The sequence below is a fragment of the Seohaeicola saemankumensis genome, assembly GCF_042678485.1.
Lineage (GTDB): Bacteria > Pseudomonadota > Alphaproteobacteria > Rhodobacterales > Rhodobacteraceae > Seohaeicola > Seohaeicola saemankumensis.
Window position 1 is genome coordinate 44,865 of record NZ_JBHTKR010000002.1, and the last position, 19,005, is coordinate 63,869.

The following is a 19,005-nucleotide window of genomic DNA, read 5'->3' on the forward strand; positions in this document are numbered from 1 at the left end:
ATTTGCGTTCAGCCAAGCAGGGCTGTTTCGCCGCTTCCGTGAATGACAAAACGCTCCCCATTCCGCTACTTCAAAACGAGCCCAGAGGTCATCCGCCTTGCGGTGATGTTGTACATCCGTTTTCCGCTTTCATTGCGAAACGTCGAAGATCTGCTGCACGAACGGGGCATCGACGTGAGCCACGAGACCGTCCGGTGCTGGTGGCACCGGTTCGGCCCAATGTTCGCCGCAGAGATCAAAAAGAGGCGCATCGAGGGGTTGAAATCCAGCTGCTGGCGGTGGCATCTGGGCGAGGTTTTTTTGAAGATTAATGGTGAGCGGCACTACCTGTGCCGGGCCGTGGATCACGAAGGCGAGGTCCTAGAAAGCTTTGTGACGAAGACGCGTGATAAGACATCAGCGTTGAAATTCCTAAAGAAAGCAATGCGTAAAAACGGCCGGCCAGAGGTGGTTGTGACAGACCGACTTCGCTCCTATGGCGCAGCTTCGAAGCAAATCGGTGTTTCTGATCGGCAGGAAACAGGCCGCTGATCAAACAATAGAGCAGAGAACTCGCACCTTCCGTTCCGACGAAGGGAGCATGCGATGTTGCGGTTCCGGCGCATGCGAAGTTCGCAGAAATTCGCTGCCGTTCACGCTTCTGTCTGCAATCACTTTAATCAGGAACGCCGCCTCTCAACTCGCACGAATTTCAAACTCAACTGTGCCGCCGCTCTTGCTGGCTGGCGCGGTCTTTGCGCGGCATAAGGACAGTGTCACTGTCCAAGCAGAGACCGGTTTGAATTCGTCTGGCAGTCCCTGTCTGACGTCAGACAGAGGGACGGTCACGGTCTGCCCGGCTACCGGCCACCAATGACGGGAATAAGATCCGGGGACTACCCCCACCCCGCGCCGACGCGGCTCCTTCTGGCACGGCGCAGAAACATGACGATGATACCCACCGACCGGTGAAATCGAGCATGAGGCGCGATGTGACGGATCGGGGACAGCCGCTGCCACATCGGCCAAGGCGGGGCAGGTGAGAAGCCTGCGGGGAAGCGGCTGGCCTCCGATAAAAGGCATCGTGTGGATACGGATCTGAAAACGAAGGGCCTTTCCTTGCATGTCGGGGGAAGGAGCGGGGGCCGGGTAATTGCCTGCAATAGCTGCTTGGGCTGTCTCTCTTTCCAAACACGTCTGGCCCTCCTGAAACGGGATCATATTATCCCAGTTGGTTGACCACTTCAGTTGGGGCACTCCACGGCTGGTCTGCCCCGATCGCGTGGTCCGGTTTGACTGTTGGTGCGTGGTTGGGCCTTTCGCAACGCCCGCTAATGGAAAACCTCGGTTCCGCAATATACCTAAACTGTCCCATGGGCGCTGATTTCAGACATACGGTGCCGGGCTGTTCATGGCGGATGCGGACGGGCGCGCCGTGTTGCATTTCGTCGAAGCCCCAGAGTGACTGGGCCAGCCATTCAGATATGACTAAGCCAGCGCGGAGCACTGTTACAGGTTTAGTCAGCGCTGGCCGTTGGCGCAGCCCAATTGATAGCCCACGTCGCAATGCGCTTTTAGTCGATCTGTGTCCTCCGGCGACCACCCCGCGGGCGCTGTAACCTGCACCCACGGCGCTATATAGTCTTGTGAGTAGTAGGCATGCCCGTAGCCGGGCGGCGCACCGAAGGACATCGCTAAATCGAGCGCTAACTGGAATTGCGTCACGATCGGCATGAAGATGAGGTCGTCCGAGACGTCCCCGGCCGGCGGATCGTTCATCCACGGCGGTGCGCGCCAAAGGGAATAAGGGTCATAGAAGACGACCGGATCGCTGGAATACTGCAAAAACATAATCCGCATTTGACCCCAGTTTGCGGCCCCCTCCGAACCATCAGTCGTGTGGGAGGCATAGCGGATCAGCGACCCGTCCCCGATCGTTGGTAGAACCCAGGGCGTGCCTGGGTTGCGCTGGTTTTGAACGTAGTTCCAGAAGTTTGATGAGAAAGGCGGCCCGGCCCAGTACGCGCCGTCGATGGGATCGTCGAGCAATCTGAACATGTTCGTGGCGTGCATCGAAGACCAGGCCCCGAGGCTCAGCCCGTTGACGTAAAATCGCGGACGTGCATCCTTGGGCAGCGTTTTCCAGTAGCCATGAACCATGTCCTGAAGCGCGATCGCCTGTTCCAGCCCGGTACTGGTCTCAAGTATGAGGGCCAAGGGCGATTGTAGGTAGGAATATTGGGCCACGACCGTGGCAATGTCCCCGTCATGCATGTACTCGACTGGGTCCTGCAAGCCGGGATCGATCCAGCCTGTGCCCGTGGGGCTTGCCACTATCAGCACCTCGCGCTCGAACGCCCCCTGTCGGATCAGTTCAGCCAGTGCGAGTTCCGCCCGTTTCTGCGGCGTGTCTCCATTGGCGCGCCCGACATAGACGCGGATCGGATCCAGCGCGGGTCGGCCGGTGAAGGCGGAGATGTCCTCCCCATCGGGGACTGAGATAACAAATTCTCTACCGTATTTTCCCATGGCCGCCCAGTCGATCAGGGAAGCGGTGCTCCCGGTAATTCGGGGATCGGACGGAGGGGGCGGCGCGTCCTGAAACAACTCTTGCGCGGCCTCATAGCTTTCGTCGAGGCCAGCCACTACGCGGTCGAAGACGCCGTCGCGGGTAACGACAAGGAGGATCAGCACCACAGCGACGAAACCGAAAACATTTGCGCGTCGCGGGGGCATGATGCGATAGAACCATGCTCGGATAAGGCGGAACAGGGAGACGACAAGTCGGCCCAATGCAAAGGCAATGGCGAATGTCGAGGCGGCGAGTAGCAGGATCGTCGCGAGGTGGAGGGCGTCTGCGGGCTCCATGCCCATTTTCTGCCGGATGTCGTTCTGCCAGGTCAGGCTCGACCCGAAAACCCAGAGAAAGAACGCAACAAGCGGGGTCGATATAAGAGCGATCAGAATCTTTGCGGATCGCCCCGAAAGAAGCGGAAGATCTGCCGCCCGCCAGATCAGCGCGACGATCTGGCCGATCAGGTAGCCAATCGCCGTGACCAGCCCGCCCAGTATGCCTTGGACGGCTGGCCCGCGGGGGAGGAGCGATGGGGTCAGCGACGCCGCGAAGAACAACAGGCCCAGCAGAATGCACGGAACGGAGACCGGTCCTATGATTTTTTCCAAAAGCCGATTGCTCATTATCCCCCCAATTTGCTTAGTCACTCTGTCTCGGTCACGACCTCGTAACTATACTCATGGGTACGCCAGGGATTTCCATTGTGAGGCTTGAACCCCGTCCCGACCTGCACGCATCGCGGCACGTGAACCGCAGTTTTCGCCAGGTTCGCCCTAGGCGCAACAAATTTCACTACCCCCTTCGCAAGTACATGGTGCAAGCTTGATTGACGTATCTTGTCCAATCGCGCTTCGCGTAAAGGTCTGGGAAAGAAGCCCTGGTGATGAAAACTACCCCGTTTGCCTTTGCCCGTCCCATAGGCATGACCATTATCCTGTGCGCTTCAGTGTGCGTACTCCCCTTGCCGTCCGAAGCCCAGACGGAGATCCAGACCTTGGAGTTTCCTTATTTCACCCTGCGCAACAGAACGGAGTCGCCGGAACCCGGTGAAGCCTATGGCGATGAAAGAAGCGATCTGAAAGCCGGGCATTGCCGGGTCGGAGAGCTTGACCTCGGCGTTCTTTCGCCCTTTGCCAAGGCGGCACCGGCTTTCATGCGCGAAGAATTGTTGCGCGTGCAGGACATCCGGGAAATGGACCCCGCCGCGGTTCTCGACGGGCTCGAGACGACCACTGGCGCGCGTGGCCCGGCGATCTATGTTCACGGCTACTACATCAGCTTTGAGAAGGGCTGCCGCCGCGCGGCACTATTGCAGCAAAACGCTGGTCTGGAAGGGAGGTTCCTATGGTTTAGCTGGCCCTCGGACGGCTCGGTGGCTTACTATACCCATGACGAGGCCGACCTCTACTGGAGCGTGCCCGATCTTGCCGACACGATTATCGAACTGGAGCAGCGCTTCAGTGCCAAGACCGTTGATGTGATCGCGCACAGTCTTGGAGCGCGGGGCGTAGTTCTGGCACTTTACGAAGTGGCCAACAGGCAGCCTGACATCCGGTTGGGGCGTGTCGCGCTTTTGGCACCGGATATGGATTTCGAGATCTTCGCACGAATGCTTCCCCGTATCGAACCCATCGTGGACAGCATTACTGTCTATGCAGCGTCTGGCGATAAACCACTAGCCTTGTCCAAACAGTTTCATGGCTATCCCCGGCTTGGCGAGTCGGGCAACGACGTTTCCAAGATCGGAAGCGTAGAGGTGATCGACCTAAGCGACTTGCCCAGTGAAAGCCCAACTGGGCACCTTTACCATATCTATAGTCCTGCTGTTGGCGAAGATCTGCGGCAGCTTCTAAACGAACGAAAGCCGGCCTCCGAGCGCAGCGGGCTTGCATCTGAAGGCAACAATCTGTGGCAACTAAAGTCAGCAGAGGGGGATTGAGCTTCCGAAATGAGTGGATGAAGTAAATCACGACCGACAGGGGCAACCCGATCCCGCCAACGGTCTTGTCAGATTGACTTGGCTTGAGGCCGGCAGGAGGCTTTCAATCACTTCAATTCGGAGCGTGTTCTCACCAGCCGACAGAATTTGAAGTTTAATCGCGCTGCCACTCTTGTTGAGTGGCGCCAACTTGGCGCGGAATAAAGGACAGCTTCTCCGCACTTCTAGAGACCGATTTGAATCTGTCCGACAGCACCAGGCAAAAACTGGGCATCCGGAGAGTTCATCGCTTGTTGAGAGTCTCTGACGGGTACTCCCCGAAAAAGTTGCGATATCGTTCGGCAAAGCGACCGCTATGGGTGAAGCCAAGCGACAGGGCGACGTCTTTGACCGAACGTGGGACCCTTTCCGCTGACAGGATTAGAGAACGAGCTTGGGTAATCCTTTTTGCGTGCAAGTACGCTATTGGCGACGCGCCGTAGACTTCATTGAAGCACAAATGCAATGTGGTTGCTCCGACGTTAGCCGCCTTGCAAAGGTCAGCTATGCTTGGTGGATTGGTCGTGCGGTCTTCAAACAGTTCTTCCGCGCGCCTGACAACTCGAACGGGGTCAAGATTGAGATTTGAGAATGCATTCTCATCGATTGCCTGTGCCATGATAAGGCTGGCAATCTCGGAGAAAAGATCATTCTCGATGACAGCATCCAGTACGAACCTACCGGTTCCCACAGGCTTGTCCAGCGACGCTGCTATGGTCTCCAGAAGCCGCCTGTGAAATCTTGTGCCCAAGGCTGAACCAAGGGATATCCGCTGATCTTGGAGGTCGATATCCTCGACATGGCAACCACTCAATTTCGCGCATGCATCCCTCAGTTTAGATTTTCGCACACCCAATGCTAAGTTATGCCGCCTTTCGCCAGTGGCGGAATATCCGTCAGGACCGCCTGAAACAAAAACATCGAACGGTCTTGCTGTTTGACCGTTGAAAACATAGGCACCGACCCAATCGACCGGTGCCATCAAGACCATCCAATCCGGGTGCGGCACGATGGTACTGGCCATTTTTGGCGCGACCTTGCTTCGAAAGATAATCAGATCCCGTCCAGTGACTTGCAGCATTTTGTACTCAAGACGTCCCGGCCCGAGTTGCGCCGCTTCGGCTTGAAGGGTGGGCAAGCCGCGCCAAAACTCTTGATGCGTAAGGTCGGTCTTGGCGGGAAAGCGCGATAACTGCTTCGGTTCCTCAAGATTCATGAAACCTCTCCCTAACGGCGAACTTACTTTATGGTGCGCTTAAAAAACCTTAACGCTGTCAACGTCTAAATGAACTCGTAGCCGCCGAAAACGTAGGATTTAATCCTCGATTTCGGGCCCATCTTACCACCAACGTAGGATTTGACCCTCACTTTCAAGCTCGACTCGATCCCAGAATGCTACCCTTGTCAACGCTGTGTAGTAACGGAATGGGTGTTATCTTTGCGGTTTTCGCGTGTATCTCCTGCCGCTCTAGGCTCCAGACTCATTGATGGTCAAAGCCAGAACAAGACGGTTGCGGCGAGGGCGATGGCTGAGAGGAAGACCTTCGGGCATCTGTCGTAGCGAGTGGCAACCCGGCGCCAATCCTTCAGGCGACCAAACATAATTTCGATCCTGTTACGGCGTTTGTATCGACGCTTGTCGTATTTGACGGGCTTTGTTCGCGACTTCCGGCCAGGGATGCACGGCTTTATGCCCTTGCTTTGCAAGCCTTCACGGAACCAGTCGGCATCATAACCTCTGTCGGCCAGAAGCCATTGCGCAGGTGGAAGGCTGTTCAGCAATGCTGCTGCACCAGTATAATCGCTGGTCTCGCCTGCGCTCATGAAGAAGCTGATCGGGCGGCCGTTTTCATCTGTGACGGCATGCAATTTGGTGTTCATGCCGCCCTTGGTTCGGCCAATCAGACGACCGCGCCCCCCTTTTTCAACCCAAGGCTTGAAGCTGTGCGGTGTGCTTTGAGATAGGTCGCGTCGATCATCACAGTCTTTGGAACTGTCGCCTCAGCGGCCAACCCTTCCATCATCCTCGCGAAGACGCCCATGTCGCCCCACCGCTTCCAGCGGTTGTAGAGGGTCTTCGCCGGCCCGTATTCCTTCGGCGCGTCGGACCACCGCAAGCCATTGCGATTGATGAATATTATTCCACTCAGAACGCGCCTGTCATCCACGCGCGGCTTGCCATGGCTCTTTGGAAAGAACGGCCGAAGCCGCGCCATTTGTTCGTCCGTCAGCCAGTAAAGATTGCTCATAATGCCCCCAGAATTTGGGAGTTTGAATCATGCAAGCTTGACAGCCTCAAGCGGATTAATGGGTCTGGAGCCTAGCGGCGCCGCAACGGGTTGCGCTGCGTCAGCAGTACCGCGTTATCAGCCATGTTTTCCAGGCTGACTTCAGCAGGAATCTCCCAATGAATGAAGGTATCATATTTGATGATGCCGCCTAGCTCCCGCGTCACCCTGACCGCCAGACACTCCACGCTGAACGCGTGAGGTTACGTGTCAATGAGTCTCGAACTCAATTCGCATGGGCGGTGACAGGCGTAGGATTTGTACCTCGATTCCGCACCATAATTTTTCCCACCAAAGTAAGATGCTGTGAACTGGAGCTGCGCGGTCGACGGCTGGAAGCGGGACGTCTTTCTTGCGATTTTTTCTTCTAACACTTCCGCTTCTCAGCAGGTTTGCCGCGAATATTGCTTTTCGTCACGCTTGATCAGCATCGAGAGGGATATTTCCGTCGCTCTCTCATGGAAGGATAGATCAAAATGAAATATCGTAACGTCATCATGGCCCTAGCTGTTTCGGCGGCGGCCACCTTCGGTCCGACATACGCCCAGACAGAAGGACAGTCCGTTGGGGCGGCGATCGAGAAGGTCGCGACGAAGCTTGCCGGGCGCATCGGCTTCGCGGCGCAGGAAATCGGGGGCGGCGACGTCATCGCGTTCAATGGCGATGAGACCTTCGTCATGGCCAGCACCTACAAGGTTGCGATCGCTGCTGCCGTGCTGGACCGCGTGGACCGTGGGGAACTGCGGCTCGACCAGATGGTCGATGTCACACTCGACATGATGATGATCGGGGACGCTGCGCTGAACGGCACATTCGTTCACCCTGGGCTCCAGTTGTCGATCGCGAACGTGATCGAGGTGATGATCACGGAGAGCGATAACACGGCGACCGACATCTCGATGGGACTGGCTGGAGGACCCGCGGCGGTGACCCAATATCTGCGCAGGATCGGGATCAGCGATATCAGAGTCGATCGGCCCACCGGCGAGATCATCGGGGAGTTCTATGGTTTGCCGGGACCGGCCACGCATAAACTCGCCACAGAGGTCTTCAAGGCCCGGCCGGAACTCTTGAAGATCCAGGCTGACCGTAATCTCGACTTCGAGGCGGATCCCCGCGACCAAGCAACGCCGCTTGCGATGCTGCAACTCCTGCTTTCCATCGACAGTGGCGCGGCGACAAGCGCCGAGAGCCGCGACTTCCTGATTGACGTCATGTCACGCACGCGCACCGGCGCTGGCCGGCTCAAGGGGCTGATGCCCAGGGGAACGCCCGTGGCGAACAAGACCGGAACCATCGGCGGAGTTGCCAATGACGTCGGCTATATCACGCTTCCCGACGGTCGCCGGTTTGCCGTCGCCGTGTTCACGAGCAGCAGCGAGACATCCGAGGCGGACAGGGATCGGGCAATTGCCGAGGTCGCCCGGTCGCTGTTCGACTACTTCAATGTTGGGCAGATGGCGAAGCAGTAAACGGTGAAACTTCGCCTTGCAGGCTCTGCGAGTACGATCCTGCCCGGCGAAGACAGAACCCTCCGGGAAAAGCCATCGTTATCCCGCCAGGAAAAATCCAGTGAAGAATCTAATGAAAAGGAAAACTCGAGTGAAGACCCTGATGAAACCATTATTCACCCTTCTTGTTACGTCATCACTCGCCATTCAGCCGGCGATTGCACAGCAGGCCATGACACAGGAAGAGGGCCAGGCGACTTTTGATGCGGTCCTCGCCGAAACTGCTGAACTGATCAAGGAAATGAACATCCCGGGGCTTGGTGTCGGGGTCATCCATGGGCCCAACACCTACAGCGCCGGCCTCGGCATCACGAAGGTAGGCACCGACGAGGCCGTTACCCCTGATACGCAATTTCAAATTGGCTCTGTGACCAAAACCTTCCTGTCGACAGTGGCCCTGCAGCTGTCCGAACGGGGCGAGCTGGATTTGAACGCGCGTGTCGTCGACCTCCTGCCGTGGTGGAGGGTTGCGGATGCGGAAGCGACGTCGAAAGCCCGGGTCGTTGACCTGTTCCACCATCGCGCTGGCTGGTATGGCGACCATGGGTTCCTTCGTGTTCCCCCGGGCGGGTCGATCAGCGAGAAGGTCATGCTCCAGGCGGCTTACGTCGAGCAGCTCTATCCGTTCGATCAAACTTGGATGTACAACAACACCAGCATCACCTTTGCGACCCATGTGGTGTCGCATGCCGGCGGAAAGCCGATCGAGGACCTGATCGAAGAAAACCTGTTGACGCCGCTCGGCATGGAGTCGTCATCCTTCAACTACGACCCCACCCCGCCGGCTGAAGGCTACGCATGGGGTCATCCGCCGATCTACGGCGAAGGCGACATCAACGATCTCAAGCCGTACTACATTCCGTTGATCAGAGAGTCCGCAGCCTCCGGCGCGCTCCGGTCGACGATTAACGACATGCTGAAATACGCCCGCTTTCAGCTGGACGGCAAGGACGCCGCCGGGAACCAGATGCTGTCCGAAGAAGCGCTGGACTATGCCCACGCTCCGGCAGTCGAGGCCGAGGCCGGCGACTTTACCGGGTTGACATGGTTCATCCACGATTACGACGGAGTCACCAGCCCCAGCCACGGCGGGAATTGGCCCGGCACGCGGTCCTTCCTGCAGCTGATCCCGGATCGCGACTTTGCCGTAGTGGTTTTGGTCCACAGCGATCGCGGATCCGAGGCCTACAAGAAAGTTGCGAATGCAATGGTCAAAGCATTCACGGGAATCGAGGCGAACTCTCCGGTCGCAGCGGGTGTTGATCCGTCTATCCTCGACCCGTTCGTCGGCGTCTTCAAGGGGAATTCCCAAAACATCGAGATCCGCAAAGATGGCGACAAATATGTGTTTGTGCAGTTCTCCGCATTGACTAGCGGATCGGATCCCGCGCCGGCCAATGTGGCCAACACGGCTGATGGCTATTTCATCATCACAGAAGGCCCGAACGAGGGAGCCCTTGGCGAATTGCTCGAAGATCCGTCTGGCGAACTCAACTACGTGCGATTCAACCACCGGATCTTCATTCGGGGCGACGGGGCGGTCGATGAATTCGACCTCTCCGGGACTGTCTTCGAATAACCGGGGCGACAAGAGCTACGGATCAGGTGGAGGTTCGATCCTGCACAGCGCAGATCGAACTCTCCACCGAACTCGCTGAAGCGAAAGCAGGAGAAGCCCAATGAAGAAGCCCAACCTGAAGACCTTGACGGCGGCGCTGTCCGTTGCCGTCAGCGTTGCCCTTCCGGCGGCCGCTCAGGACAACTCCGGGCCGATCTTGTTTACAAACGTCAACGTCTTTGACGGCGTGAACGAAGCCCTGATCGAAAACGCCAATGTCGTGGTGACGGAGAACCTGATCACTGCCGTTTCGACCGGACCCTTAAATTTCAGGAGGATCCAGTCATGACACAACCGAAAGCCCTGATCCTGTGTATGGCGTTTCTATCGATGCTTGCCACGACTGCGTGCAACGCGCAGAACCAGTCGGATCAAGCCCAGAGCGAGCGGGAAATATCTTCTTCGACGCAAACCGATAATTGCCCTGTCATCGAAAGTAGCAACTGGGTCGCAAAACTCTCCCGGGCTTCGCCCGCTGGGGCATTCCCCCTCCTTTTTGTAAGTGGCGATCTCACGCTGCCCACCCCAGGATATTCTGTCGACCTGAAAATCGGAAAGGTAGATCGTTCTGCAGTGCCAACAGTCTTCGTGGTGATTTCCACGACACCACCGGACGGAATGGTTGCACAGGTGTTGGATACTCAGACAGTTTCAATGACGGCAGATGCACCAGCCTCCCGCTTGCGCTCCGTCATCGTGATCTGTGGCAACATGCGCTTGTTCGAAATCAGCTACGCCATGATGGTGAAAGATGGGGATTGAAATCGCTCTGTTATTTTGGTCGCATGATCCGTGATGATGTCCAATGGCTTGACCGGCGAGAGTTCAAACGCCTTCATTAGAACATTCTTTACCGCAACAATTGCATTGCGAGATTTAACGCGTAGTGCTCTCGTTCATACTCGGACGATGCAAAGGTCATTGGGACAATGTCGCTGCAGTGACTTTAATTGGAAGCATAAGTACCGACGAGAGTAATGAACCAGAATCGTTCTTGTTTCCCAAACCATCGACGCTCAGTCGCTTGCCAATCAACTGCACTACCTCGGGTGAGTCTGAAAACTTTGAGTGGTTCGAACCATTCACGTCGATCTCGGACAAATCTAAGATTGTCACGCCAAGCCCTGCCAGATCCTCAACGTCATCGTTGCCGACCCGCGGCACTCCTCGCGCGAGAAACCGGGAAAAACTCAAAGCATTGTCATCGCGCGAAATTAAAATGTAAAACTGCCGCTCATTATCGGCAAACGGTGCCAACTGCTGCCTGAACAGATCGGCATCGATGTCAGGTGCAGCCATTATGATATGGCGAAGTCGACCGGTGCGGTTGAAAGTGCCGTCAAGTTTTGCCTGTCGCATTGCTTCAACCGTGAGCAGATTTCCCATTGAATGCGATAAGAGATCAACGGCTTTTGCGTTGGTTTTGGAGATGAGATAGGCACCGCGCAAGAGGTTGTCCCGCGCGATCAGGACGCTGTTCATGTCATAGACATAGTCCAACAACCGGCCACTGGAGGCCCAGCTGAACAAAACTGGTACACCTTCATATCCGGAATCCTCAACGAACTGACCCATTCGAAGCACTGCTTCTGTCAAGGTTGTGTTGTAGCCATGCACAAAGACCAAAACGTTTCGGTTGTGGGCAGGGCGCTGGTTCAATTCTGCTTGTAGGGCGGAGATGAAATTACCTTCGGACCCGAAGACGGCTGGATCGGTTGCGGTGAAATGCTTCGCGGGACTAGGGATGCCTGACCGGGGAAACTCTATCTCACCCGGTTTGTGGTTCGGAGGCACACTGACCGATAGTTTTGCCAGCCCAATTTCAGACGATCGTTTTCCTGAGAACAAAATTGTTGGATCACTGTCTGGAGCACGCGAGGTTATCACGAAAATTTCGTGTTTTTTGAGAATGCTCTCCGCATCATCATTCTGAGGCTCGGCTGCCAGGCCGATCATCCCGCGTTCCGTCGGAGCGCAGCCCGCAATTGCAAGACTTGTGACAAGCAAGAGAACACAAGCCTTGAACCTCACATCACTCACGTCAAAAAACATCGGTAGAGTTCTCCCCAGCCTGTAAGTTGAGCGTTAACACGCTACACCGCAGCCAACTTTGAAATACGATATAACCAGATCATCGGCTCTAAAGCACGAAAGCACAGCAGCGAAGGATTTGGACCTCGTATTTCTTTGCCGCCTGTTTGCGGCGCTTCTATGATTCAGACAATCAGAGCGACCTTCATACGATGAGATCGATCGTTCTTCAGGCGAAGGACAATGGCAGAGCACATCGTTCGAAAGGCCCATGTAGGTCATCATGCATCCGATTGCTGAACTGCATCCCATTTGGAGAGTTTTCATGAAGATACCCGTGTGTGCATTCGCAGCATTGGCCTTGTCATTTTCATTCACCTTGATGCTTGGTGAGCCAGCCCATGCAGCAAGCCCTGCTTACTGCCAGAGCGTCGCTCATGAATACGCCAGACGAAACGCCTCCGGTGGCGCAATCAACGGTGCTGTACGCGGCAGTGTTCGCGGTGCCGTGACCGGACTGATCCTTGGCGGAAAAGATGGTGGCGAAAAGGGCCGTGATGTTGGCCGCACTCTTGGTGCACTAAATGGCGCTAGCCAGCGAGCGCGGAGCTATGACTACCTTTACCAGCAAGCATATGCCAATTGCATGCGCAACTGACCCCCCCAAACCTGTGTGAATGAGAGAGATCAATGATCGATACATCTAAAGGCAGAAGAGCCACGCTCTCCACTATCGCTGCTGTATTCCTTGCGGTGCCGGTCTGGGCGCAGGACGCTGATATTATCAACTTCGGTGAAATGACCTGTCGGACATACCTGATGCTTGGTGGCGATGAACGTGATATGACCACCCTTTTCATTCACGGCTATTTCGCTGGTCAAGCCGATGCGAAAAGCGTGATCATCTCCGATCTGGCGGCTGCATCAGAACAGGTGCTGGCAGATTGCATCGACGGCCCAGAACAAGTTCTTTTGGAGGCTTTTGCTAGGGTGCTGAAATAGCTGGTGTCAAACAGATTTGAACCAGTCCGATGGTGTGGATGGCTCCACCCCGACGGCATCGCATTGTGCCATGTAGTCTTGTCAGAGGGTACTGTAAGGTTAAACCAGCTTGAGGTGGGCATGGCTGTTTCGTCGCTTCCGTGAATGACAAAACGCTCCCCATTCCGCTACTTCAAAACGAGCCCAGAGGTCATCCGCCTTGCGGTGATGTTGTACATCTGTTTTCCGCTTTCATTGCGAAACGTCGAAGATCTGCTGCACGAACGGGTCATCGACGTGAGCCACGAGACCGTCCGGTGCTGGTGGCTCCGGTTCGGCCCAATGTTCGCCGCAGAGATCAAAAAGAGGCGTATCGAGGGGATGAAATCCAGCCGCTGGCGGTGGCATCTGGACGAGGTTTTTGTGAAGATCAACGGTGAGCGGTACTACCTGTGGCGGGCCGTGGATCACGAAGGCGAGGTCTTGGAAAGCTTCGTGACGAAGACTCGTGATGGGACAGCGGCGTTGAAATTCCTGAAGAAAGCAATGCGTAAGCATGGTCGCCCAGTGGTTATCGTCACGGACCGGTTGCGATCGTATGGCGCGGCGCTGAAGCAGATCGGTGCCGCAGATCGCCAGGAAACTGGCCGGTGGGCGAACAACAGGGCTGAAAACTCACACCTGCCATTCCGACCGGGGGAAAGGGCCATGCTTCGCTTCAGGCGCATGCGAAGTTTGCAGAAATTCGCCGCTGTTCACGCTTCCGTCTACAATCACTTCAACCAGGATCGCAGCCTCTCAACTCGATCCAAATTCAAACTCAACCGTGCCGCCGCTCTCGCCGAGTGGCATGGTCTTTGCGCGGCGTAAGGACAGCGTCACTGTCCAAGCTGAGACTGGTTCGAATTAGTCTGCCAGCTCCCTCAGAGACCCTCAACAAGCGATGAATTTGCCGGAATCTCAGATTTGCCTTCGTTAAGGCTTAACCTTAAAGAGGGCGAATTTGAACGCCACCGCCCTGGTGTATGCCGGCCGGTCGCATCAGCATCCTTCAGGAAGCAAGCGCCGGGGATATTCTTCGTTTCGGAAATGGTTTTGGATTTTCACGCATCATCAGACTTAGTCAGTTGCTTTTGGGAGGGAGGCTCTTTGTTATCATCATCCACCTTCAACAAAGCGCGCGCGAATTGAGCGAACAGCGCGACAAAAACGCCAACGCCAACGAAGATGTAGATGATCGTGAAGAGCTTGCCTAAATCGGTATGCGGCGACAAATCACCAAGACCAACAGTCGAAATTGTCGTTACGCTGAAATACATTGCGTCGATCCACGACCATCCTTCCACAGAGTGGTAGAACAGAGTTGCAGAAAGCAGGATAAGTACGGCCAGCGCGAAATTGGCCCGAAACATCGGAACACTCCAAGAGTGCACGATCGCTTTGAGAAGTCTTACGAAGGTGATGGCGAAAGACAGCATAGAAGACACTCCACAATAACGCGGCTTGGGTTGGCTGGCCTGCCCCTATCGGGGGGTCCGGTTTCAATCTTAGTGCAGTATGGGGGTCTTGTCAGAGGAAACCGGCTTGAGACGGGCATGGCGGTTGCATAGCCTCGCCGGATGACAAAACGCAGCCCATTTCGGTATTTCAAAACCAGCCCCGAGTATCCGCCTGGCGGTCATGCTGTACGTGCAGTTCCCGCTTTCGCTTCGGAACGTCGAAGACTTGCTCCATGAGCGTGGCGTCGACGTAAGCCACGAGACCGTCCGTTTCTGGTGGCACAGGTTCGGCCCAATGTTCGCCTCGGAGATCAAAAAGAGGCGGATTGAGGGGATGAAATCCAGCTGCTGGCGGTGGCATCTGGACGAGGTTTTTGTGAAGATCAACGGTGAGCGGCAATCCCTGTGGCGGGCCGTGGATCACGGAGGGGATGTCCTGGAAATCTTCGCCACCAAACGCCGGGATCGCCAGTCGGCATTGAAATTCCTCAAGAAAGCAATGCGTAAAAACAGCCGGCCAGAGGTGGGTGTGACGGACCGACTTCGCTCCTATGGCGCTGCTTCGAAGCAAATCGGTGTTTCTGATCGGCAGGAAACTGGCCGCTGATCAAACAATAGAGCAGAGAACTCGCACCTCCCGTTCCGACGAAGGGAGCATGCGATGTTGCGGTTCCGGCGCATGCGAAGTTTGCAGAAATTCGCTGCCGTTTACGCTTCTGTCTGCAATCACTTTAATCAGGAACGCAGCCTCTCAACTCGCACGAATTTCAAACTCAACCGTGCCGCCGCTCTTGCTGGGTGGCGCGGTCTTTGCGCGGCATAAGGACAGTGTCACTGTCCAAGCAGAGACCGGTTCGAATTCGTCTGGCAGTCCCAACAAGGGAGATGCTATTAGATGAGGGTCGGCCGCGAGGCTCGCGTCGCCAGCACTGCTGCGTCTCAAAAGAGATTAGTCGGGGCCGTTCATTGGCCGTCGGCGGGAAGTGGGATCGTGTGTCCGCACCTCAAACCCCGAGGGGCATTTTCCCTGTCAGAACAGAATATTGGATGGTTGAAACGATAACAGGCAGACCTTTCGGACTGCCTTTTATCGTCGTTTATGTGGCAAGATGCCGGCGGGCGGACTACTTGGTGGCCGCTTCGGCTTTCTTGGTGGCCGTGTTGACGGCGGCGGTGGCCTCGGCGGTGAAGCCTTTGCCCGCGTCGGTCATCAGGGCCATCGAGTCCGCTTGTGCGGTCTTTGCGATCTCGGTGAAGGCCGCCATATGGGCACTTGCGAGCTTCGAATAGCCAGCCGCGAAATCGCTCATGGCCTGCATGTAATCGGCGGGGCTCTCCTTGGCTTTGGACGCCTCGGTCATCAGCTTGACGGTGTCATGCGCCCAGGTGCTGGAGACATCGGCGGATTTGCCAAAGGCGTCCAAGGTTACGGTGCTGAGTTTTTCGTTCAGCGCAGCGGTGGATTTGAACGCACCTTCAGCGGCGGAGCCATCAATCGGGAAAGCGGCCATGGCGTCTTTGAACATGGCGGCGACATCGGGTTGGTTGGTCATGGTGAAATCCTCTTGATCGGGGGAGGCGGCATTGCCTCATCATCTCTGACTATCATGTGGATGCTGCGGTGCGGCATTTCAAGGGGGAATGCTGCATTGCAGCAAATGACTTTGATATGTGACGCCGGTCTTGTCAGACAAAACCATCTTGAGTCGTTTCGAGTGCGGACTTAGCCTAGGGCGATGCCAAAACGTTCGCCCCTCCGCTATTTCAAAAGGAGCCGCGAGCTTATCCACCTAGCAGTGATGTTTTATATCCGATTTCCTTGTGAAACGTCAAAGATGTGCTGCACGAACGGGGCATCGACGTGAGCCGGAAATCCTCCGTTCCGCAATATGCCTAAACTGTCCCATGGGCGCTGACGTCAGACAAACCGCGCCGTTGCTCTCGCCGAGTGGCGTGGCCTCTGTGCTACATAAGGGCAGTGTTGCTGTCTACTCGGAGACTGGTTCGAATTCGTCTGCCTGTACCACGCTATTTCGTTATTCTTTGACGCCTGCAGCACGGAGTCCGGCCTCCAGCGCTTCAACATCCTTCATTTCTGAAAAGGGCAATGATCTGAAGTGTCCGAAAGGCAACTCCAGTTGCTCAATCATATCCTGGAATTTTGCGGCTTTGGTGATAGCTGGATCACGGCAAGCCGAAACGGCATAGACCATCGCATGCCATGAGGAACTCGGCGATCTTTCATGCGCCTCTTGGGCAACCTCGGTTGCGGCACCGTCATTGCCGGCCAAAAACCAGGCCAAACCGATCAACGACTGAAAATACGGGTACTGCCGGTCAATCGTAGTCAGGCAAACATAAGAATTGATGCGCTCTATTCCAGCCATGTATGATCCCGTCAAAATATCACTTGTTGCCAGCGTCAAATGCGCCAGATAGAAATTTGGGTTGATTGCGAGGGCGCGAAGGCAATCGGCGCGGCAGCCTTTGTGATCCCCAAGCAGCCAGAGCCGCAAGTTAGCCCGCGTGCGAAACGCAAACGCGGAAGATTGGCCAACAGCAACCGCCTTATCTGCCAGTGCCATCGCCCAGTCAGTTTCGTTTTTACTGGTTTCGCTTGGGATGAGCGGATGCATCTGCGTTACCGAATGAGCAAGAAGAGCAAGCGCTTTGGGATCGGTGGGCGATATTTTCACGGCGGCTTGCATCGTATCGCGGCCCATCAACGTGTCCTGGACTGTGATACGGCTGTAGAAGTAATGCGACTTGGCCAATAATTGTTGGAAATCAAGCCGTTCATTCGGAATATCGACATATCTCTTGCCATCATAGCTAATAACATTGATGCGCAGGACGCTTGCAGTTTTTCGGGCGACATCCTCCGCCAGTTGATCAAAACCGGGCAATTTGCCACTGAAGGATTCTGCATAAAAGTGTCCGTGCGATCTTGCGTCCGATAATGAGATGAAGAGTTTGACTTGGTCGCCAACGATACTGACGCGGCCCTTTACGACATAATCTGCAGACAATGGGTCACCATAATTCGAAAAAACCCGAACGCCTGAGCGTGGGGCCATGACCAAAATCAATTTTTCGCGCAAGTCTTCAGCGAAATCTTGAGAGGCCTGCGAGTTGCCTGAGCAGTCGATTTTTTCGATCAGGATGCTTGGCTTCGGACTGGTGGCAGAGGCGGGTTGACCAACATGCAGGCTATAGCCAGTTCCCACGACAGTCTGCAAAACTTCGCGGTCGGTATCACGTATCGCTTTTCTGATGTCCTTGATGCATTGTACGAGGCTGTCGTCAGTAACCGCTTTGCCATGCCAGACCGCTTCGATCAACGCATCCCGCGAAACGACCTCTCCGCGCCTTCGCGCAAGCTCTGCGAGAACGCGCATCGATTGCGACCTCAGGAGAAGCGTCGCGCCTTTGGCATCGCGCAGCGTCATGCTTTGCGGATCAAAGGTGCAGATCCCCATAAGAAGCGGGTCTTGGTTCGCGTCTTCCATCTCGTCGCCTCGCAAGAGTACACGGGACCCGAAGCAGGTTCACGGCGGGCCCGGGCAGATGCTCTGCAACCTCAGATCGGTCGTTGCGCGGGGAATCCTTAAGCAGACAGGTTCCCGGCATCAGGTGGAGGCACTTTAACATAGATCCCATCCCACTGGCCGGTATTGTTGGAGCGCCTGGGTACGTCCTTGCTTCAGTGCGCGCAGAACTCGCAGTTGATGGGCGTGACGAACAACATGCGCCGGTCTAATGGCAGGCCGTCGAAGCCTGCTCCCTCCCAATCGGCGCCGATGGCAGAGACTGTTTTAGGTGTGTGGCCGTTTGCGTGGAAATAGGCCGCAAGATACCCTTCGGTAGGCGCTCCAATTACAATGTAGCTTTTGCCGTCATGGGTGAAGGTTTCGATTTCGTTGATCTTCAGGGTTTTCCGCAGGCCTTCGCTCGTCTCGGCGAAAGGACCGCCGAGCTGCACCACATACTGTTCGCCTATAGTTGCCTGACCTGCGAGTCCGGTGACAAGGGCGGTAACGGCGAGAAGTGGCTTGTACATGGTCATTCTCCTTATGATGACGTGGACGTATCAGACGGTCGTGCACACAACATCGCTCATGCTTGCCCCGCCGGCAGGAAAACCACATGAAAACCGAACGAAATCTGCCGAAATTTTCCCTGATGGTTCAGTTTCTTGAAAGGGATATGGTCACTCAAACGGCAATGCCGAAGACCTCCTGCATGAGCGCGGCAACGAGATTAGCCATGAAACGGTTCGGTTCTGATGGAACAGATTTGGTCCGATGTTCGCTGCTGAGACCCAGTTGAACCGTGTCAGTCACATGCGCGCCCACTCTAACTGGCAATGGCAGCTGGACGAGGTTGAGATTGGTTCGAACGAGTCTGCCAATACCTCGAAAACTGGAGAAAACACTACAACACCTTTCGGCGTTCAAAGCGCCATCGGATACCGGCCGCCCGCGCCGGAAAACATCGTTCAGATGGACCAGAGGCCGGTCATGCAATAACAATCAAGACGGAACA

At 55.8% G+C, this 19,005-nt stretch carries 16 protein-coding genes and 4 pseudogenes; 12 read left to right on the forward strand and 8 right to left on the reverse strand.

The window, feature by feature from the left end:
* Window positions 1-42: 42 nt before the first annotated feature.
* A pseudogene (locus tag ACFQ3C_RS04020) lies at window positions 43-747 on the forward strand (IS6 family transposase).
* Between the two features lie 753 nt (window positions 748-1,500).
* Here ACFQ3C_RS04020 and ACFQ3C_RS04025 read toward each other — a convergent pair.
* Window positions 1,501-3,177 carry an alpha/beta hydrolase gene (locus ACFQ3C_RS04025; protein WP_380789152.1) on the reverse strand — a complete coding sequence of 559 codons (1,677 nt, stop codon included), beginning with the start codon at window positions 3,175-3,177 and terminating at the stop codon, window positions 1,501-1,503.
* A gap of 260 nt (window positions 3,178-3,437) precedes the next feature.
* Between ACFQ3C_RS04025 and ACFQ3C_RS04030 the strand changes: the two genes are divergently transcribed.
* On the forward strand, window positions 3,438-4,493 hold the full coding sequence (locus ACFQ3C_RS04030; protein ID WP_380789153.1) for an alpha/beta hydrolase: 1,056 nt from the start codon (window positions 3,438-3,440) through the stop codon (window positions 4,491-4,493).
* 283 nt (window positions 4,494-4,776) lie between these two features.
* Here the strand turns inward: ACFQ3C_RS04030 and ACFQ3C_RS04035 are convergent, their stop codons facing one another.
* The gene (locus ACFQ3C_RS04035) at window positions 4,777-5,748 is read right to left on the reverse strand and encodes a helix-turn-helix domain-containing protein (protein WP_380789155.1); all 972 of its coding nucleotides are present in this window, start codon (window positions 5,746-5,748) and stop codon (window positions 4,777-4,779) included.
* Window positions 5,749-6,023: 275 nt separating this feature from the next.
* A protein-coding gene (locus ACFQ3C_RS04040) for an IS5 family transposase (protein WP_380789156.1) occupies window positions 6,024-6,781 on the reverse strand; the annotation gives its coding sequence in 2 pieces (ribosomal slippage) (window positions 6,024-6,463 and window positions 6,463-6,781; 759 coding nt in all).
* 515 nt (window positions 6,782-7,296) lie between these two features.
* Between ACFQ3C_RS04040 and bla the strand changes: the two genes are divergently transcribed.
* The 4 genes from bla (at window position 7,297) to ACFQ3C_RS04060 (ending at window position 10,711) form a co-directional block, all read left to right on the forward strand.
* Window positions 7,297-8,292: a class A beta-lactamase gene (gene bla / locus ACFQ3C_RS04045; RefSeq protein ID WP_380789157.1), complete on the forward strand. Its 996-nt coding sequence runs from the start codon at window positions 7,297-7,299 to the stop codon at window positions 8,290-8,292.
* 130 nt (window positions 8,293-8,422) lie between these two features.
* The gene (locus ACFQ3C_RS04050; protein ID WP_380789158.1) at window positions 8,423-9,910 is read left to right on the forward strand and encodes a serine hydrolase domain-containing protein; all 1,488 of its coding nucleotides are present in this window, start codon (window positions 8,423-8,425) and stop codon (window positions 9,908-9,910) included.
* Between the two features lie 100 nt (window positions 9,911-10,010).
* Window positions 10,011-10,238 carry a hypothetical protein gene (locus ACFQ3C_RS04055; RefSeq protein WP_380789159.1) on the forward strand — a complete coding sequence of 76 codons (228 nt, stop codon included), beginning with the start codon at window positions 10,011-10,013 and terminating at the stop codon, window positions 10,236-10,238.
* Window positions 10,235-10,711, forward strand: coding sequence for a hypothetical protein (locus ACFQ3C_RS04060; protein ID WP_380789160.1), 477 nt, complete (start codon window positions 10,235-10,237; stop codon window positions 10,709-10,711). The genes ACFQ3C_RS04055 and ACFQ3C_RS04060 overlap by 4 nt, the downstream gene beginning before the upstream one ends.
* Before the next feature lie 156 nt (window positions 10,712-10,867).
* Here the strand turns inward: ACFQ3C_RS04060 and ACFQ3C_RS04065 are convergent, their stop codons facing one another.
* A complete protein-coding gene (locus ACFQ3C_RS04065; RefSeq protein WP_380789161.1) occupies window positions 10,868-11,905 on the reverse strand; it encodes an alpha/beta hydrolase in 1,038 nt (345 codons plus the stop codon).
* A gap of 400 nt (window positions 11,906-12,305) precedes the next feature.
* Between ACFQ3C_RS04065 and ACFQ3C_RS04070 the strand changes: the two genes are divergently transcribed.
* The 3 genes from ACFQ3C_RS04070 (at window position 12,306) to ACFQ3C_RS04080 (ending at window position 13,831) form a co-directional block, all read left to right on the forward strand.
* Window positions 12,306-12,638 carry a hypothetical protein gene (locus ACFQ3C_RS04070; protein WP_380789162.1) on the forward strand — a complete coding sequence of 111 codons (333 nt, stop codon included), beginning with the start codon at window positions 12,306-12,308 and terminating at the stop codon, window positions 12,636-12,638.
* Window positions 12,639-12,670: 32 nt separating this feature from the next.
* The gene (locus tag ACFQ3C_RS04075) at window positions 12,671-12,982 is read left to right on the forward strand and encodes an HdeA/HdeB family chaperone (RefSeq protein ID WP_380789163.1); all 312 of its coding nucleotides are present in this window, start codon (window positions 12,671-12,673) and stop codon (window positions 12,980-12,982) included.
* A 144-nt stretch (window positions 12,983-13,126) separates the two neighbouring features.
* Complete coding sequence (locus ACFQ3C_RS04080; RefSeq protein ID WP_380789164.1) at window positions 13,127-13,831, forward strand: IS6 family transposase; 705 nt, start codon at window positions 13,127-13,129, stop codon at window positions 13,829-13,831.
* A gap of 233 nt (window positions 13,832-14,064) precedes the next feature.
* On the opposite strand, the gene ACFQ3C_RS04085 is transcribed toward ACFQ3C_RS04080, so the two are convergent.
* A complete protein-coding gene (locus tag ACFQ3C_RS04085) occupies window positions 14,065-14,439 on the reverse strand; it encodes a potassium channel family protein (RefSeq protein ID WP_380789165.1) in 375 nt (124 codons plus the stop codon).
* Window positions 14,440-14,580: 141 nt separating this feature from the next.
* Here ACFQ3C_RS04085 and ACFQ3C_RS04090 point away from each other — a divergent pair.
* Window positions 14,581-15,283, forward strand: a pseudogene (locus tag ACFQ3C_RS04090) (IS6 family transposase).
* 301 nt (window positions 15,284-15,584) lie between these two features.
* Here ACFQ3C_RS04090 and ACFQ3C_RS04095 read toward each other — a convergent pair.
* The gene (locus tag ACFQ3C_RS04095; protein ID WP_380789166.1) at window positions 15,585-16,013 is read right to left on the reverse strand and encodes a phasin, PhaP; all 429 of its coding nucleotides are present in this window, start codon (window positions 16,011-16,013) and stop codon (window positions 15,585-15,587) included.
* Between the two features lie 183 nt (window positions 16,014-16,196).
* Here ACFQ3C_RS04095 and ACFQ3C_RS18895 point away from each other — a divergent pair.
* A pseudogene (locus ACFQ3C_RS18895) lies at window positions 16,197-16,336 on the forward strand (IS6 family transposase); the annotation flags it as partial.
* Between the two features lie 160 nt (window positions 16,337-16,496).
* On the opposite strand, the gene ACFQ3C_RS04100 reads toward ACFQ3C_RS18895, so the two are convergent.
* Window positions 16,497-17,969, reverse strand: a complete 1,473-nt coding sequence (locus ACFQ3C_RS04100; RefSeq protein WP_380789168.1) for a winged helix-turn-helix domain-containing tetratricopeptide repeat protein — start codon at window positions 17,967-17,969, stop codon at window positions 16,497-16,499.
* Window positions 17,970-18,163: 194 nt separating this feature from the next.
* Window positions 18,164-18,520, reverse strand: coding sequence for a hypothetical protein (locus tag ACFQ3C_RS04105; RefSeq protein WP_380789169.1), 357 nt, complete (start codon window positions 18,518-18,520; stop codon window positions 18,164-18,166).
* Window positions 18,521-18,683: 163 nt separating this feature from the next.
* Here ACFQ3C_RS04105 and ACFQ3C_RS04110 point away from each other — a divergent pair.
* A pseudogene (locus ACFQ3C_RS04110) lies at window positions 18,684-18,860 on the forward strand (IS6 family transposase); the annotation flags it as partial.
* Window positions 18,861-19,005: the final 145 nt, after the last annotated feature.

Coding starts and splice junctions, on each gene's coding strand:
- ACFQ3C_RS04025 (WP_380789152.1), bottom strand. CDS start 3,177: ATGAGCAATCGGCTTTTGGAAAAAATCATAGGACCGGTCTCCGTTCCG.
- ACFQ3C_RS04030 (WP_380789153.1), top strand. CDS start 3,438: ATGAAAACTACCCCGTTTGCCTTTGCCCGTCCCATAGGCATGACCATT.
- ACFQ3C_RS04035 (WP_380789155.1), bottom strand. CDS start 5,748: ATGAATCTTGAGGAACCGAAGCAGTTATCGCGCTTTCCCGCCAAGACC.
- bla (WP_380789157.1), top strand. CDS start 7,297: ATGAAATATCGTAACGTCATCATGGCCCTAGCTGTTTCGGCGGCGGCC.
- ACFQ3C_RS04055 (WP_380789159.1), top strand. CDS start 10,011: ATGAAGAAGCCCAACCTGAAGACCTTGACGGCGGCGCTGTCCGTTGCC.
- ACFQ3C_RS04060 (WP_380789160.1), top strand. CDS start 10,235: ATGACACAACCGAAAGCCCTGATCCTGTGTATGGCGTTTCTATCGATG.
- ACFQ3C_RS04065 (WP_380789161.1), bottom strand. CDS start 11,905: ATGATCGGCCTGGCAGCCGAGCCTCAGAATGATGATGCGGAGAGCATT.
- ACFQ3C_RS04070 (WP_380789162.1), top strand. CDS start 12,306: ATGAAGATACCCGTGTGTGCATTCGCAGCATTGGCCTTGTCATTTTCA.
- ACFQ3C_RS04075 (WP_380789163.1), top strand. CDS start 12,671: ATGATCGATACATCTAAAGGCAGAAGAGCCACGCTCTCCACTATCGCT.
- ACFQ3C_RS04080 (WP_380789164.1), top strand. CDS start 13,127: ATGACAAAACGCTCCCCATTCCGCTACTTCAAAACGAGCCCAGAGGTC.
- ACFQ3C_RS04085 (WP_380789165.1), bottom strand. CDS start 14,439: ATGCTGTCTTTCGCCATCACCTTCGTAAGACTTCTCAAAGCGATCGTG.
- ACFQ3C_RS04095 (WP_380789166.1), bottom strand. CDS start 16,013: ATGACCAACCAACCCGATGTCGCCGCCATGTTCAAAGACGCCATGGCC.
- ACFQ3C_RS04100 (WP_380789168.1), bottom strand. CDS start 17,969: ATGGAAGACGCGAACCAAGACCCGCTTCTTATGGGGATCTGCACCTTT.
- ACFQ3C_RS04105 (WP_380789169.1), bottom strand. CDS start 18,520: ATGTACAAGCCACTTCTCGCCGTTACCGCCCTTGTCACCGGACTCGCA.